This is a genomic window from Patescibacteria group bacterium, assembly GCA_041651355.1.
Lineage (GTDB): Bacteria > Patescibacteriota > Patescibacteriia > Patescibacteriales > UBA12465 > JAPLVX01.
In genome coordinates this window covers 530,326-545,078 of record JBAZJK010000001.1, presented here as the reverse complement: position 1 = coordinate 545,078, position 14,753 = coordinate 530,326, and the positions used below count along the sequence as shown (strand labels likewise).

15 protein-coding genes and 2 tRNA genes are annotated in these 14,753 nt (G+C 44.4%); 11 read left to right on the top strand and 6 right to left on the bottom strand.

Annotation, left to right across the window (positions count from 1 at the left end; all coding sequences use genetic code 11):
* Positions 1 to 21: 21 nt before the first annotated feature.
* From WC441_02835 to WC441_02820, 4 genes are all read right to left on the bottom strand, one after another.
* Positions 22 to 2,280 (bottom strand): heavy metal translocating P-type ATPase, encoded by a 2,259-nt coding sequence (locus tag WC441_02835; protein ID MFA5163443.1) that lies wholly within the window; start codon positions 2,278 to 2,280, stop codon positions 22 to 24.
* 4 nt (positions 2,281 to 2,284) lie between these two features.
* Complete coding sequence (locus WC441_02830; GenBank protein ID MFA5163442.1) at positions 2,285 to 3,736, bottom strand: sulfite exporter TauE/SafE family protein; 1,452 nt, start codon at positions 3,734 to 3,736, stop codon at positions 2,285 to 2,287.
* A 1-nt stretch (position 3,737) separates the two neighbouring features.
* Entirely contained in the window at positions 3,738 to 4,010 is a 273-nt protein-coding gene (locus WC441_02825) for a metal-sensing transcriptional repressor (protein ID MFA5163441.1), read from the bottom strand.
* Between the two features lie 129 nt (positions 4,011 to 4,139).
* On the bottom strand, positions 4,140 to 5,195 hold the full coding sequence (locus WC441_02820; protein MFA5163440.1) for a phosphoribosyltransferase family protein: 1,056 nt from the start codon (positions 5,193 to 5,195) through the stop codon (positions 4,140 to 4,142).
* Between the two features lie 136 nt (positions 5,196 to 5,331).
* Here WC441_02820 and WC441_02815 point away from each other — a divergent pair, with 136 nt between their 5' ends.
* From WC441_02815 to WC441_02805, 3 genes are all read left to right on the top strand, one after another.
* Entirely contained in the window at positions 5,332 to 6,081 is a 750-nt protein-coding gene (locus WC441_02815; GenBank protein MFA5163439.1) for a ZIP family metal transporter, read from the top strand.
* A 10-nt stretch (positions 6,082 to 6,091) separates the two neighbouring features.
* Positions 6,092 to 6,751, top strand: a complete 660-nt coding sequence (locus WC441_02810) for an SdpI family protein (GenBank protein MFA5163438.1) — start codon at positions 6,092 to 6,094, stop codon at positions 6,749 to 6,751.
* A gap of 271 nt (positions 6,752 to 7,022) precedes the next feature.
* Positions 7,023 to 8,204, top strand: a complete 1,182-nt coding sequence (locus WC441_02805) for a replication-associated recombination protein A (protein MFA5163437.1) — start codon at positions 7,023 to 7,025, stop codon at positions 8,202 to 8,204.
* Here the strand turns inward: WC441_02805 and WC441_02800 are convergent.
* Entirely contained in the window at positions 8,194 to 8,877 is a 684-nt protein-coding gene (locus WC441_02800) for a response regulator transcription factor (protein MFA5163436.1), read from the bottom strand. The two genes, WC441_02805 and WC441_02800, sit on opposite strands and share 11 nt — an antisense overlap.
* A gap of 168 nt (positions 8,878 to 9,045) precedes the next feature.
* Between WC441_02800 and hisS the strand changes: the two genes are divergently transcribed.
* On the top strand, positions 9,046 to 10,350 hold the full coding sequence (gene hisS / locus WC441_02795; protein MFA5163435.1) for a histidine--tRNA ligase: 1,305 nt from the start codon (positions 9,046 to 9,048) through the stop codon (positions 10,348 to 10,350).
* Positions 10,351 to 10,354: 4 nt separating this feature from the next.
* A complete protein-coding gene (locus tag WC441_02790) occupies positions 10,355 to 11,497 on the top strand; it encodes a glycosyltransferase family 1 protein (protein ID MFA5163434.1) in 1,143 nt (380 codons plus the stop codon).
* Here the strand turns inward: WC441_02790 and WC441_02785 are convergent.
* Positions 11,467 to 12,111, bottom strand: coding sequence for a ribonuclease HII (locus tag WC441_02785; GenBank protein ID MFA5163433.1), 645 nt, complete (start codon positions 12,109 to 12,111; stop codon positions 11,467 to 11,469). The genes WC441_02790 and WC441_02785 overlap by 31 nt on opposite strands.
* Before the next feature lie 72 nt (positions 12,112 to 12,183).
* Between WC441_02785 and WC441_02780 the strand changes: the two genes are divergently transcribed.
* The 6 genes from WC441_02780 (at position 12,184) to WC441_02755 (ending at position 14,742) form a co-directional block, all read left to right on the top strand.
* A tRNA-Leu gene (locus tag WC441_02780) sits at positions 12,184 to 12,267 on the top strand.
* A gap of 38 nt (positions 12,268 to 12,305) precedes the next feature.
* A complete protein-coding gene (locus tag WC441_02775) occupies positions 12,306 to 12,971 on the top strand; it encodes an HD domain-containing protein (protein MFA5163432.1) in 666 nt (221 codons plus the stop codon).
* A gap of 84 nt (positions 12,972 to 13,055) precedes the next feature.
* Positions 13,056 to 13,132, top strand: a tRNA-Val gene (locus WC441_02770).
* A gap of 82 nt (positions 13,133 to 13,214) precedes the next feature.
* Positions 13,215 to 13,394 (top strand): hypothetical protein, encoded by a 180-nt coding sequence (locus WC441_02765; protein ID MFA5163431.1) that lies wholly within the window; start codon positions 13,215 to 13,217, stop codon positions 13,392 to 13,394.
* A 12-nt stretch (positions 13,395 to 13,406) separates the two neighbouring features.
* Entirely contained in the window at positions 13,407 to 13,907 is a 501-nt protein-coding gene (locus tag WC441_02760; protein MFA5163430.1) for a Gmad2 immunoglobulin-like domain-containing protein, read from the top strand.
* A 4-nt stretch (positions 13,908 to 13,911) separates the two neighbouring features.
* Positions 13,912 to 14,742 (top strand): hypothetical protein, encoded by an 831-nt coding sequence (locus WC441_02755; GenBank protein MFA5163429.1) that lies wholly within the window; start codon positions 13,912 to 13,914, stop codon positions 14,740 to 14,742.
* The last annotated feature ends 11 nt before the right edge of the window (positions 14,743 to 14,753 follow it).

Genomic DNA, 14,753 nt, shown 5'->3' with positions numbered 1-14,753 from the left:
GGCTCTTTTTTTAATCCTTGCTTATAGTTTTACCTTCCTCATCAGCAGCGTATTAGTGACAATGCTAAGCGAAGAAAGGGACATGGCTCCAGCGGCTATCACCGGGCTGAGCAGCCAACCGAAAACAGGGTAGAGAAGCCCGGCTGCGATCGGGATAGAGATGATATTATAGAAGAAGGCCCAGAATAGGTTTTGTTTGATTTTTCTGATAGTCAAGCGCGAGAGTTTGATGGCTTTGCTTATCTTGCTAAGATCTCCGTGCAGAATAGTAATATCAGCCGCTTCAATGGCGATGTCCGAACCGTTAGCCATAGCGATACCGATATCGGCGCTGCTTAAAGCAACGGCATCATTAATTCCATCACCGATCATAGCTGTAATGTAGCCTTGGTTTTTTAGATTTTGTATCTTGCCTTCTTTGTTTAAAGGCGTGACTTCAGCGATTACCTCATCAATCCGTACCTGTTCAGCGATATATTGAGCACTTTCTTTTTTGTCGCCGGTCAACATAATAACTTTTAACCCTAGCTTATGGAGATCCGAGATAGCTTTGATGGCATCAGGCTTGATAGTATCAGCTATGGCAATAATACCCATGATTTTTTCTTCATCGCTTAAGATAAGAGGGGTTTTACCCTGTTTAGCTAAGCTTTTCATCTTTTCTTCTATCTTTTCTTGGTTCAGGGGATTGAGGGTCATATTACCAAGATAGTATTTTTTATTTCTAATCTCTCCGCTTAGTCCTTGGCCGGGGAAATTGCTGAAATTATTAACATCTTCCAGGCTGGTATTTTCTTTTTGCGCGTGCTTAACGATGGCGTGAGCTAAGGGGTGGTCGGAATTATTTTCTAGAGAAGCCGCCACTTTAAGGATTTCATTGCTTGTTCCTTGGATAGGTATGATATCGGTTAATTCCGGTTTACCTCTGGTAATTGTTCCAGTCTTATCCAAGGCAATCGCTTGGACTTTTCCCAATTTTTCTAAGCTCTCGGCGTTCTTGACCAGAAAACCGTTCTTACTAGCTAGACCTAAACCGACCATGATGCCGGTAGGAGTAGCTAGTCCTAAGGCGCAAGGGCAGGCAATAGCGAGTACGCTGACGAAGCAGGTGATGGCTAGGCTAACCGTATCCGGCCAAGGCAAGAAACGAGAGCCGATAGTTAACCAGAGCAACAAGGTAAGCGCAGAAATTATTAGAACAATTGGGACAAATACGCCTGATACTCTATCAGCCATTTTTTGGATGGGAGCTTTTGAATTTTGTGCCCGCTCGATCGCTTTAACAATATTAGCCAAGATGGTTTCGCTGCCGACTTTAGTGATCCTGATCTTTATCAAGCCCTGCTGATTAATGGTCGAGCCGATAACCAGGTCACCGGCCTTCTTATCAACCGGCAGAGACTCCCCGGTAATCATCGATTCATCGATGGCTGAGGCGCCAAAAACTATCTCTCCGTCCGCTGGTATTTTCATGCCCGGCTTAACGACGACGATATCGCCGACTGCTAACTGGTCTAAAGGAATTTCTCGACTCTGACCATCTTTTTCTATCCAAGCGGTTTTGACTTGGAGATTAAGCAGTTTCTCGATGACTTCATTAGTTTTGAATTTAGCCTTATTCTCTAAGTATTTCCCCAGATAGACGAAGGTTATGACCACGACCGTGACATCGAAGAAGTACATCGGAGCGAGATTGAGGGCTTGCCGGAGATCAGGCAAGAGGAAGATAATAGTGGAGTAAAAATAGGCGACCCCCGTGCCTAGGCCGATCAGGGTGTCCATATTAGGACGGCCGTGAAGAAAAAATCTGCTAACTGCTCTCAGGAAATCAAGACCGGTCCAGAAAAGGATTAAGGTCGCCACCGCAAAAGTCAGGGGGGTAAAAAATGGTTCGGGAATAAGCAGAGGGAACGGGAGGGTGAAATATTTAGCCCCGATCATCCAGAATAGTGAAAGCAGCAGGATCGATGCTAGAGGGACGGCGACTTTCAGCTTATTTTTCTGTTGCTTCAGTTCTTGTAATTTTTGCGACTTGATATCAGACAGGGATGATTGTTCGGCTTTTTTATTTGTTTGTAGTTGATAGCCTAGTTTATTCAGGCTCACGTTCAGCTTGGCGACATCCAGGTTTTCTCCTTGATATTTTATTTCAGCTTGTTCAGTTAGAGGATTAACAGCCACCGCTTTTATTTCCGGATGGCGTCCGATTTCTTTCTCTACGGTGCGAGCGCAAGCTGAGCAGTGCAGGCCGCTGACGCCGATATTAATAGTTTTCTCCATATGTTTAATGGCATGATCCGCCGCTATTTGTATTTATATTATTATTTTTTATTTGGCCGCAAGTGCCGCCACTATTCTGTGTTAACTCGAGATCTAAACTGGTGCTTTGATCCTGATTATCAGTTTCATCCTCGGAGACGACCCGGAAATTACCGGTGTACATTCCCATTGAGCAAGAGAAGGGAATGTTCCCCGTCTGTTTAGGAGTGAATTCAATAATATTCTCTCCGGCTTTTAGTTGGCGTGAAATATTAAGAGAAGGAATGATGAAAGCGCTAGCACAGGAATAGGGGGCCTTAGCGTCGATTATCAATCTTACTGGGATATCCTGTTTGATAGTGAAGCGATTAGGAGAATAACCGCGGGAGTTTTCTGTCATTCTGATGATTTGAAGATTTTCGGTAGTTTCGACATTTTGATCAAGGATGGTTGCGGTTTTCTTAATACTTTTCCCAGGGTTCAGCTTAAGCAGGTTATAGCCGTTGTTAAGGTTAAGCAGGGCGAATACGATGATAACTATAGCGGCGATCTTATAGAATATTTCCGCCCTTTTCCCTTTGATTAAAGCCGCCAAGCCGCCGACGCCTAATAAACCCGGAGCCGTTCCCAGGGCGAAGGCCGCCATAATCAGGCCGCCGCTTAAGAAATCTCCGCTACCCAAGGCGTAGACCTGCATCGCTTGGGTGAAGCCGCAGGGAACGAAGAAGGTTAGAGCTCCCAGGATCATAGTTCGCCAGTTTTTATATTTACCGCCATCCGGTTTCAAACCAAGCCGGCGGCTGATTAGCTTGGGTAGTGCTAGGTCATAATTAGAGAAAAAGCCTAGTAATTTCAGGCCGAGGAATAAGATGACACCACCGATTATCAAGCTGATGATGCCATTAGTGATGTGGGAAAATTTAAAACCGGCGCCAAGCCAGCCGAGGACAGCTCCTAAAATAAAGAAACCAATGATGCGCCCCAGATTAAATATCAGATGCGGTTGGAATCTTTGGCGAGCCTTGGCTTGAGGGTGCCGCTTGGCATAATCGGTCGCTAAAGCCAGGACTAATCCACCCACCAAAGCCATGCAAGTCGAAATGCCCGCTACCAAGCCGACCAGAAGCGCGAGGGGCCAGCTTAGTTCTGATTGCAGCCAGTCGAGATTAAAATTGAGCAGGCCGAAATAATTTATCAAGAAGAAAATAATCAGGATGGCGGCCAAGATGAGTAGGGAAGAATTCAATTTGTTCTTATTTTTATTAGAACCTATCTTATATCCCAGTTCTTCGACGCTTTGGCTCAGGGTTTTTAGATCAGGAGTTTCCTGGTCATAGCTTATCTCTGCTTGACCCAACTTATGGCTAACCTTCACCCCCTTAACGTTTTTAACCCGGCTTAATCCATCTTCTAGGAGTAGTTCGCAGGAACGGCAATGCAGGCCAGAAATCGGTAGGATGATTTTTTGTTGAGCCATATTATTTGTTAGCTAATTTATTAACTTTCAGGATTTCCTCTACCATACGTTTTTTAATCCTCTCGTTTTTTGAGGCCATGGCATTCTTGAAGCAAGTCTTAAGATGGTTGCTTAAGAGCATCTGATGGGCGGATTTGAGCAGGCCGATGACAGCCAAGTTCTGTTGCATGATGTTGATGCAATATTCGCCCGAGTCTACCATGTTTATCAGGCTGTCGATCGAGCTTTTAGCCTTTTTGAAATTAGTGTTGATCTTTTGTTTGTCATGTATCATATATTTTTATTTATTACCCATACCTGGGGTATAGGTAGTATTATAGTCTTTTTTAAAAATGGCGTCAAATGTTTTTTGCATCTGGTTGGAGATTCTTAAAAAGCCAAACTTTTTCAGTTTGGCTTGGTTTTAAAATTTCATTTCCGCCATCAGGCTTAGGAGCTTGGGTGCTAGGATCCAATGGAGAGAAACGTCAGTGACTTTTTTACCCGTCCGTTTTTTGTAATCGCGAGGGATGGTGTTGCCGAATAGTATCATAGAAAAGATTTCGCTATTAATCACTTCCGCTTTCCAACCCGGAGTGCAAACGGGGTGAGTAGAACAGAATTCTACTTCTTTCGCTCCTTGTTTTAGAAGTTCGCGGCCAGTGGTTGTAGCTGTGCGTCCAGTCGCGACTTCATCGTCCGATAGGCATATGGTGGCGTCTTTGATTAATTCCGCTTCCGGCCATAGAATTGGCAGGTCGTATTCTTTGGATAAAGCCGCAATTCGTTCATCATCGCGGTAGACTTCCAGCTGGCCGTTAGGTAGACGTTTTTTCAGGATGATGAGGATGGGGACATCCAGGAGTTTAGCTAAGATTATATTCCGGCGCAAAGAGCCTTCGTCCGGACAGAAAATATAGAATTTACGACCTTCACTTCTAGCAATAACAACTTGAGGGCGCAACTGATCGGCAAAGGCGTGGGCGCTGGAAACGGTTTCTGCTCGCAGGCCTTCTTCCTGACAGTTCTTTAAGGTTTCCCGAGAATGGATATCGCAGAGAAGAAGAGCGTCGACCCCGTTATTTTTTAATTGGTGGATAAAATAACGGTTACGGTGGATTTCATCCATTTTTTCTGGATGGTCTTGGCGACGGTATTTCATAAAAGGTATAACCAGGATGATGCCCTTGGCCCCGTATTGGTATTTAGTTGCCCATAGTAATTGGAAGAGGTTTGTTTCTAGTTCTGGGGATTCGGCATATACACTTTCGATGATAATGACGATTTTACCTTTAATCTTGTGATTGTCGACGATTTTGAAGTTCGGTTCATTGTCGGGGTGGGTGTCGAAGTTTAGGTGTAAGGGCGTGATGTTGGAGTTCATGTTTTCGCCGATCCAGGTGATTATCTTCCAGCCTAGTTCAGGATTTCCGGTCCCGATAATAAAGACGAAGTCTTCTAAAAATTTGTTCTTTTTCATTGGATTTGTCCTCCTATATTGATATGAATTGATAAAGATCTTGCTTTGGACTTGTGTTTTTGTTTTACCATTTTAAGCCCCAAAAGTCAAATTACCTGAGCTTGAAATTTTCTCCCTGGCTTGTCATAATATTTATATGGTTAATTATTTTTATATTTTCGGTAGCGTGGTTCTGGTTTCGGCCATATCTTTGGTCGGGGTCTTTTTTTTATCATTCTCTCAGACAGTCTTGAAAAAACTGGTATTCTTCTTAGTTAGCTTGTCGGCCGGCACTTTGATTGGTGATGTCTTTATCCACCTAATACCAGAGATAAGCGCCGGCGATGATCAGGGCTTAGGGATTTGGTTCTGCTTGATGGGCGGCCTCTTAATCTTCTTCATCCTAGAGAAGATAATCCATTGGCGCCATTGCCATGTGCCTACCAGTCAAGAGCATCCGCATCATCTGGGCATGATGAATCTAGTGGGTGATACTTTTCATAATTTTTTTGATGGTCTGATAATCGCCGGTTCATTCTTGGCCAGCTGGCCCTTAGGCTTGGCTACCTTGATTGCGGTCATCGCTCATGAAATTCCTCAGGAAATCGGTAACTTTGGCGTCCTGATTTATGCCGGCTATTCCCGACGGCGGGCTTTATGGCTTAACTTTTTGACCGCTCTTTCGGCAATTTTGGGTGCGGCTGTAGCTTTGGCTTTTAATAATGGTCTGCTTGGTTTTACTGATTTTATCCTGGCTTTTACGGCCGGCGGTTTTATTTATATCGCGACCGCTGACTTAATCCCGGAGCTAAACAAAGAAACCAGGCCGATCAAATCTTTCCTGCAATTATTATTCATAGTGTTCGGGATTTTCATCATGTGGCTGCTTAAGATATTATTTATCTAGATTTAAATATATGCCCAACCCGCTTAAACCTAGTTTTCGGACCGAATGGTATGCCGTCGCCATCAATTTACTGCTTTTAGTGGCTGCTCTCTTCTTTTATTCTCGCCTTCCGGCTAAGGCCCCTATCCACTGGGATTGGTCTGGTCAGGCTGATTCTTACAGCAGCCCGGCGATGGCCGCCTGGTTTTTGCCTATCTTAAGTATCGCCCTCTACCTTTTACTCCTTTTCTTGCCTAAGTTTGATCCGAAGCGAGACCAGTATCAGTCTTTCAGCCGGAATTATCATTATTTTAAAGATTTGCTAGTCAGTTTATTATTTGTTGTCTATATACTTAGCAACTTAGCCGCTTTAGGCTACCAAATAAATCTCGCTGTCTATATACCTCTTATCATCGGAGGTTTCATTGCCATCATCGGCCTCTTCTTGCATAATTTAAAGCCTAATTGGTTTATCGGCATCCGGACTCCCTGGACTCTGTCTTCAGAAAGGGTCTGGCTTAAGACGCATCTTTTGGCTCGTCCGATTTTCATTATTTCCGGCCTGCTGATAGCTACTAGCGGCTTCTTGCTGCTGTTTTGGAAGCAGCTGGTTTTTTTCTTGGCGATCGCTATATTAGTATTCCCGCTACCAGTATATTCTTATATTTTATACCGTCAGGAAAGAAAGTAGCTTAGCCTTATTTGTTTGCCTAATAAAAGAGCCCCGTTTGTTGGGGGCTTTTTGTTTTTAGTGTTTCTGGAGCCGGATTCCAATTTTTGTGGTTAGGCTTCTTTTGTTTTTAGTTTGGATGCTTTTGATCCACATTAAGAGCAGAATGAGATTTTTGATTTTTTTCATCCGGTTTTTTGTTTAAGGTTCCATCTAATTATAGCATTTAATTATTAAATCAGCTGCTTGTCAAGTTGGAGAAAAGTGTAAAAAGGTTTAAAATTAAATCATTATGCTAGATTCAACTCCTTTGGCCGCCCGTTTCCGCCCTAAAGATCTGCAGGAATTTGTCGGCCAGGAAAAAATTATAAATAATAAGTCCTGGTTGTATCAGGCGATAAAAGGCGATCGGGTGCCTTCGCTTTTGTTTTGGGGGCCACCAGGGAGCGGTAAGACGACTCTGGCTCTTATCATCGCCAAGGAAACCAAGGCTGAATTCGTGGAACTAAGCGCGACTAGCAGCGGTGTTAAAGATTTGAAGCTAATCGTCGACCGAGCGAAAAGCGCTAAGCGCTTAGGACAGAAGACAATCTTATTCATCGATGAAATTCATCGGTGGAACAAAGCGCAACAAGACGCTCTGCTACCCCAAGTTGAAAACGGCATCGTAATCCTGATCGGGGCAACCACGGAAAATCCTAGTTTTGCAGTCAACGGCGCCTTGCTCTCACGCTTAAAAGTAGTCGTTCTGGAAAGGCTTTTAGATAAAGATTTAGAAGTAATCGCTGATCGAGCCGCCTTAAATTTAAAATTAAAACTTAAACCCGATGTGTCTAGCTTGATAGCTAGGTTAGCTAACGGGGATGCCCGGCGAGCTTTGAATATCCTGGAAAGCGCCGCGGCTCAGAGCCGGAATATTTCCTCGAAGTTGGTTAAGGAAATCATTAATAAGCCGAATCTTCTCTATGATAAAGACGGGGAAGAACATTATAATCTGATTTCCGCTTTGCATAAATCCTTGCGCGGCCATGATGCCGATGCCGCCTTATATTATCTAGTACGGATGATCGAGGCCGGAGAGGATCCTCTGTATATCGCTCGGAGGCTGATCCGTTTCGCTAGCGAGGACATCGGGCTAGCTAACAACAGCGCTTTGCTCTTAGCTAATGCCGCCTATGACGCTTGCCAGAAAATAGGCCTGCCTGAGTGCGGCGTTAATTTAGCCCAAGCTGCAGTCTATTTAGCTAAATCGCCCAAAAGCATCGCCGTCTATCAGGCTTATGAAGCGGCTAAACAAGAGGTTGCCGAGAGCGGCAATCTACCCGTGCCTTTGCATCTACGGAACGCCCCGACCAAGCTTATGAAAGATTTAGGATATGGCCGCGATTATAAGTACACTCCTTTAACTAAAGAAAAAGATCAGACATATTTACCGGAAAAGATAAAAGACAAGAAGTTTATCCCTAAATCTTGAGTTTTTTGAGATCAAATTTATATCCGCGGCCGTGAAAAGTATGGATAAGGTTCTTATTATTACCGGAATTAAGTTTTTTCCTCAAGCTAGCGATGTGGGTTTCCAGGGAATTAGAGAAGGGGTCGGAGTTTATATCCCAAGCATGCTCTAGGATTATGCCTCGTGTCAGGACCCGGCCTCGATTTTTCATGAAGTATTCCAGGAGCATGAATTCTTTGCGGGTAAGATAGATAGTCCGGCCGCCACGCCTAACCGTTTGCTGGTCCAGGTCGATAATTAAATTATCAACCTTGATCGTCTGGCTCTGTATCTGCGGCGGACGCTTAAGCAAGGCCCTAATCTTTAGTTTTAACTCTTGGAAGAGAAAGGGCTTGGTCAGATAATCATCCGCTCCCAACGTGTATAGTTCTTTCTTGGTGTTAAATTCCGACTTTACGCTAAGGATGATAACCGGCACCTGATTCTGGTCGCGTCTCAAGCTAGCTAAGATTTGGGCGCCATTGAGCCTGGGCAAGACATAATCCAGAATGATTAGGTCATAATCATTGCTGCGCGCCAAGCTTAGACCTTGTTCGCCGTCAGCCGCTACGTCGACTGCGAAAAGTTCGGTGGCTAAGTTAGATTTTAGGAAATCCCGGATTTCCTGGTCGTCCTCGATGATAAGGATGCGCATATTTTTGTTGTTTAGATAAATATAAGTAAATTATATAATTTGGGCTTTAAATTTTATCTAAACTTTTTCTAAACTCCTGGCGCGGCTGGCAAGTTGATTAATTTTACTAAGTATTGTAAGATTAAATTGATTTTATGTTGGTTAAATTTATTTAATTTTAGGATAAATATGTCAAACAAGATTATCTCCAACCAAGAGCCGAAAGGAACTCGGGACTGGCTGCCTGAGGAGTTTTTAATTAGAAAATATATTTTTGATACTTGGCGGCGAGTCTGCCTGCGCTACGGCTTCGAAGAATACATGACCCCTTTAGTCGAAAGCGCCGAAGTCTATCGTGCTAAGTCCGGAGAAGATGTCGGCGGCAAAGAATTGGTTACCTTTACCGACCTGGGTGGACGGGAGCTGTCAATCCGGCCGGAGATGACGCCCTCAGTGACGCGCATGGTGTCTAAGATATATGCTTCTTCTCCTAAGCCTTTGAAGTATTTCTCCATCGCTAATTTCATGCGTAACGAGAAGCCGCAACGTGGCCGCAATCGGGAGTTCTGGCAACTTAATTGCGATACTTTCGGTAGCTCTGCTTTAAGTGCTGATCTGGAAATTTTACAATTAGCCTTGGATTTAATGTTGGAGTTCAATCCTCCGAAAGATTCTTTTTCCTTGAACCTAAACAGTCGGCGTTTGATTGAGGCTGTCTTGGATATAGCTTTAAAAGACGTGCCCGCTGAGAAATTGGCCGAGACCAAGCTCGAGGTAGTCCGTACCCTGGATAAATTTAATAAGCTTAGCCAGGAAGATTTTCGAGCCCGCTTAAGTGAAGCCGGCTTGAAAGCTGAGGCTATCAGCGACCTTGATAAGTTTATCGGGAGCCGAAGTTTAGAGGATCTGGGCGAAGTTTTGCCGGTTCTAAAAGATAATCCAGCCTATTTAGAGCTCGAAAAAGTGATCAAGGAGCTAACTGATTTATCCTATGGCGATTATGTTAAATTCAATCCAGCTGTTATTCGTGGTTTTGATTATTATGATGGCCTTATTTTCGAGGTGTTCGACAATAATCCCGAAAATAATCGGGCGATGTTCGGCGGCGGCCGCTATAACGGCCTAGCAGATATTTTCGGCGGGGCAAGTTTTCCGGCGGTCGGCTTCGCTCCAGGTGACGAAACGACTCGCTTGTTCTTAGATAGCTGGGGGCTGATACCCGGTTTGAAAAAATTTGCGCCCGTTAGATATTATTTGCCTCTTTTAGATGTTAGTCTCACCTTAGAAGTGAAGAGGCTAGCTAAGAGCTTAAGAATCTCAGGATTAAACATAGTTTTGGGTTTGGAAGAACAGAAATTAGGCAAAGCCTTGGAGTACGCCAATAAGAGCGGTATCGACAAGGTAATTATCTTCGGCGGCGAAGAAAAGAACCAGAGTGTTTATAAAATAAAGGATATGGCCAGCGGCCAAGAAGAAATTAAGTCTTTGGATTAAGCTTATGATTATCGGTTTCGATGCCAGGGTTCTCATGGATAAGCATTATAGTGGTGTTTCCGAATACGCGGCCAATCTTTTGGCCGCGCTTTTTGAGCTCGACCCTGATAACGAATACCGCCTTTTTTATAATTCTTGGCGTGACCTCAGCGGTCGCTTGGATTTTTTAAAGCGTCCGGGAGTCAAGATTATCGCTAGCCGCTATCCCAATAAGATTTTTAATTACTTGGGGCAAAAATTATTAGCTTATCCTAAAATCGATCAGCTGATTGGCGGTTGTGATTTATTTTTCGCTCCCCATCTTAATTTTTGCGCCTTGTCGCCTCAGACGAAGTTTGTCCTGACCGTCCATGACCTGTCATTCTTGCGATACCCTGAATTCTTTTCCGGTCGGAAGAATATTTGGCATCGAGCCTTAGCAGTTAAGCGGCTGATTGAAAGGGCTGACCGAGTGGTGGCCGTATCAGAGAATACACGTCAGGACCTAATAGAGCTTCTGGGGCTTGGAGCGGATAAAATTTCCGTGGTACACTCCGGTCTTAACCGCCGGGCCAGCGAGCTTAGGTCCGAGGCTATCACGGAGTTTTTGAAAATCCATAAGTTATCTTCGCCTTATATCTTATATCTAGGCAATGTCGAGCCGAGGAAGAATATCTTGGGCCTAATCAGGGCCTATGAGTTATTCCGGGCGAATAATCCTGACCGGTCCGAACTCTTAGTCATAGCCGGAGCTGATGCCTGGAAAACAAAAGAGATCCGCGCCGCCTGGCAGGGATCATCTTATAAAAATGATATTAGGTTATTAGGTTATGTATCAGAGACGGATAAAGCCTGCTTGTATCTAAGGGCGGGCTTATTCGTATATCCTTCTTTTTATGAAGGCTTCGGTTTTCCGCCCTTAGAAGCCTTGAGTTATAATTTGCCGGTCGTCTGTTCTAATGTTTCTAGTCTACCCGAAGTTGGCGGGAAAGCCGTCTTGAGTATTGATCCCTATAATATTCCTCAATTAGCTAAAGCCTTGGGTTTAGGGCTGAGTGATACCACATTGCGAGACGCTCTTATCGGGCAGGCTAAACAGCAAGTCGCTGAGTTTTCTTGGTCTGGGAGCGCACGCGCTTATCTCGATTTATTTAAGTCTTTGTCTTGAGGATTTTTCAGGGGTGCGAAGCTGAAGCGATGGATGGGGCAGGGACCATATTGGGCGATCCTTTCCAGATGAAGCTTGGTGCCGTAGCCCTTGTGTTTCTCAAAAGCATATTGGGGGTAGCTTTTAGCCAATTCCGACATCATATAATCGCGGCTGACTTTAGCGATGATAGAAGCGGCGGCAACACAGAATATCTGGCTGTCACCCTTGATGACAGCGGTTTGCGGCTGGCTTATTTTGGGAATTTTAAAAGGACCGTCTAATAGAATGTAATCCGGCTGGAGCGGGATTTTTTTTAAGGCGTGGCGCATAGCCAAGAAGCTGGCCTGGAGGATATTTATCTTATCGATCGTCAGATTGTCGACTACGCCGATTTCCACTGCTTTAACTTTTGCTTTGATGACGGCAAACAACTTTTCCCGCTGCTTGGCACTGAGCTTTATAGAATCAGCCACTAAGCTTAGCTCTGGATCATCTAGGGAAAAATCTTGGTCGATAATCACGCAAGCCGCTACAACCGGGCCGGCTAAGGGGCCGCGTCCAGCCTCATCTAAGCCGGCGACATATCTGTATCCTAGGTCAAAATATTTTTTTTCGGTTTTTAGATCCAACATGCTTATATTGTAGCATTTTGCTTACTTTACAAGCAATTTTTTTTATGGCAAGCTGAAAAAGTCACAGAGACAGCCCGGATGGTGAAATTGGTAGACACGCAGCGTTCAGAGCGCTGTGGAGGCAACTCCGTGAGGGTTCGAGTCCCTCTTCGGGCACCGTTATTTTAAAATCAATCACCTTAAAACCGATAAGCATGATAAACCTAGAGGTCTTGCAAGCTATTAATTTGGCTACCCGTATTTATGATGGCATCAAGCGCGAAGGCAGCGATTTGCCCTACATTACCCATTCTTTTAGCGTCTTCTTGATCGTCAAGGATCACAGCGACGATGTTAGCACCCAAGTCGCCGCCCTTTTCCATGATTTCTTCAAGAAAGAAATCCCTAAGCCGGATGCTAAAGATCCCGGACAGATTTATGATTACACGGATCTCGTCCTCATGATCGGCATCTCGGCTGCCAGGCTGGTCGATGAAATCAGCCATTACCGTGATTCCCAGAACGGTGCATTGCTTGATTGGCGCAGTAGCAAGTATGAAGCCTTGGGTGATTTCCATCGCCTGAGTCCGCCGGCTAAGATAATCTTCGCCGCTAACCAAGTCCACAACCTTTTTTCTCTGGTTGAAGATTATAAGCATAAGAAGATGAGGATCTGGGAGATTTTCGGGGTTTCCGAAGAGCTCATGGCTACCTACTATCGCGACATCATGCAAACCTTGGTGACCCATTTTCATCATCCTTTAATCCAGCGCTATTATGACATTTTCCGGGAAGCCTGCCAGTTGTTTGCTTGGGAAGAGATATATAAGCAAGGAACAGCTGAGCTAGTCTGGGCGGAAAGCCTTAGGACAGAGCCTTAAAAAGTTTGAGCCTTAGAAAATAAGGCTCTTTTTTAGATGGTAATATTGACGCTGGCGAGGATTTATCTTATTGTTTTAGCATAAGGTCGTTTAGCTCAGTTGGTTAGAGCGCTGCGTTCACATCGCAGAGGTCAGTGGTTCGAGCCCACTAACGACCACCAAGACGTCGCTTTGGGAGCGGCTTTTTGTTATCTGTCAAGGGTGGATAGTTTAGAGAAATATGCTAGAATAAAGATGAATGATATGGCCCCAACCAATATAATCGTCAAATTAAGCGCTCAAGACAAATTGAAGGTGCTAAAGAAACTTAAAAGAGAAAGCTCCCTGTCAGCCGCTGTTAAATTGCAAGGAAAGACACAGGCTAGCGCTAAAGCCTATAAACGCCGTTCCAAACATAAGCCGGATTGGCCGTCTGATTTTTAGTTTGTAAATTTTATGTTTAAAGATCATAAATTTGCTTTAATAATCTTAGCCGTCATCTTAGCTAGCGCTCTTTTACTCCGTGTTGCCGGATCAAAGAAGAAAGCGGTTAATCAGGAGCCTAGGGTTCCTCAGGTAGTCGAACAAGTTCCGGCTAATCCGGTAATGCCCGCTAGTACGACCCCGGTTATCAGCGCAGAGTCTAAGCCGCGGATCGTCAAGCCTCAGGCTAGCGAGCTTATTCTAAGCCCCTATGAAGTTAGCGGTTTAGCTCCGGGAAGCTGGTTTTTTGAGGCTTCATTGCCGGTTAAACTGCTTGATAATCAGGGGCAGGAAATTGTATCCGTCCCTGCCCGGGCTTTAAGCGATTGGATGACTAGCGATTTAGTACCTTTTACGGCGAATTTAAATTTTTCTACCCAGGCGACCAGCGGTTATATGGTAATCAAGAAAGATAATCCGAGTGGTCTGCCGGAAAATGATGATGAATTAAGGATTCCGATATTTTTTAAATAATCTTATGTCCATTGAGTATTTACCGGGCCTGCGTCCGGGCGATAAGATAGATTTATCGCAATTCGAACCTAAAAAGAACCTGGAACCTAGACCAGAATATTATCTTGGTTCTTTGCAGGCTTCGCTGAGAGCTTTATCTGAAAAGCCGGGCTATAAAGGTTTTATGGATACTGAAGGCAAAATTATCATGTCTGGTTCTGAAGCTGATTATGATAAAAAGAATATTGATATCAAAGAAAGAGCCTGGGCCCAAGAAAAAGGCTTGAGTTGGGAAGAATGGACTATTAAGAAAGAAAGCGACCCTGCTAACTTAGCCGAGATGGGTATCACCTTGCTCTTTAATCGCGTGTTGGGTGATAAGTTCGCGGTGTTAAGGGCTTCTGATTATGACGATTATGAAAATGGCGCTGATAATATAATAGTCGACCGGGAAAGCGGGGCGGTTATCTGCGGTATTGACGATGTTTTGGGGCGCGACGGCGATGACGGTAGCCAGAAAAAAGCTGTTAAGATAAAAAATAAGATGGATAAGGGTGGAGCCAGGATAAAATATGGCGCTGCTATGGAGGATGGCCAGCTGACAAGTCGCAGTTTGGAGCATGTCCCGCTTTTTTATTTTTCCTTGAGCAAAGCGGAGTTAAATGACTTATTACATTCTTTAGCCGAGAATAGTAAGCCGTCAGCTAAGGAAAAGGGGGTCTATAAGAAGTTGATTGAATCTTTAGGCAATCAGTATGCCCAGTTTTCCGCTGACAAAAGCCTTCATCGCGATTTACAGAAGAATTTAGCCAGCTTTGCGCCTTCTTTAGAGAAGATGCGCTGGTCAGCGGATTAATTTTATACTCT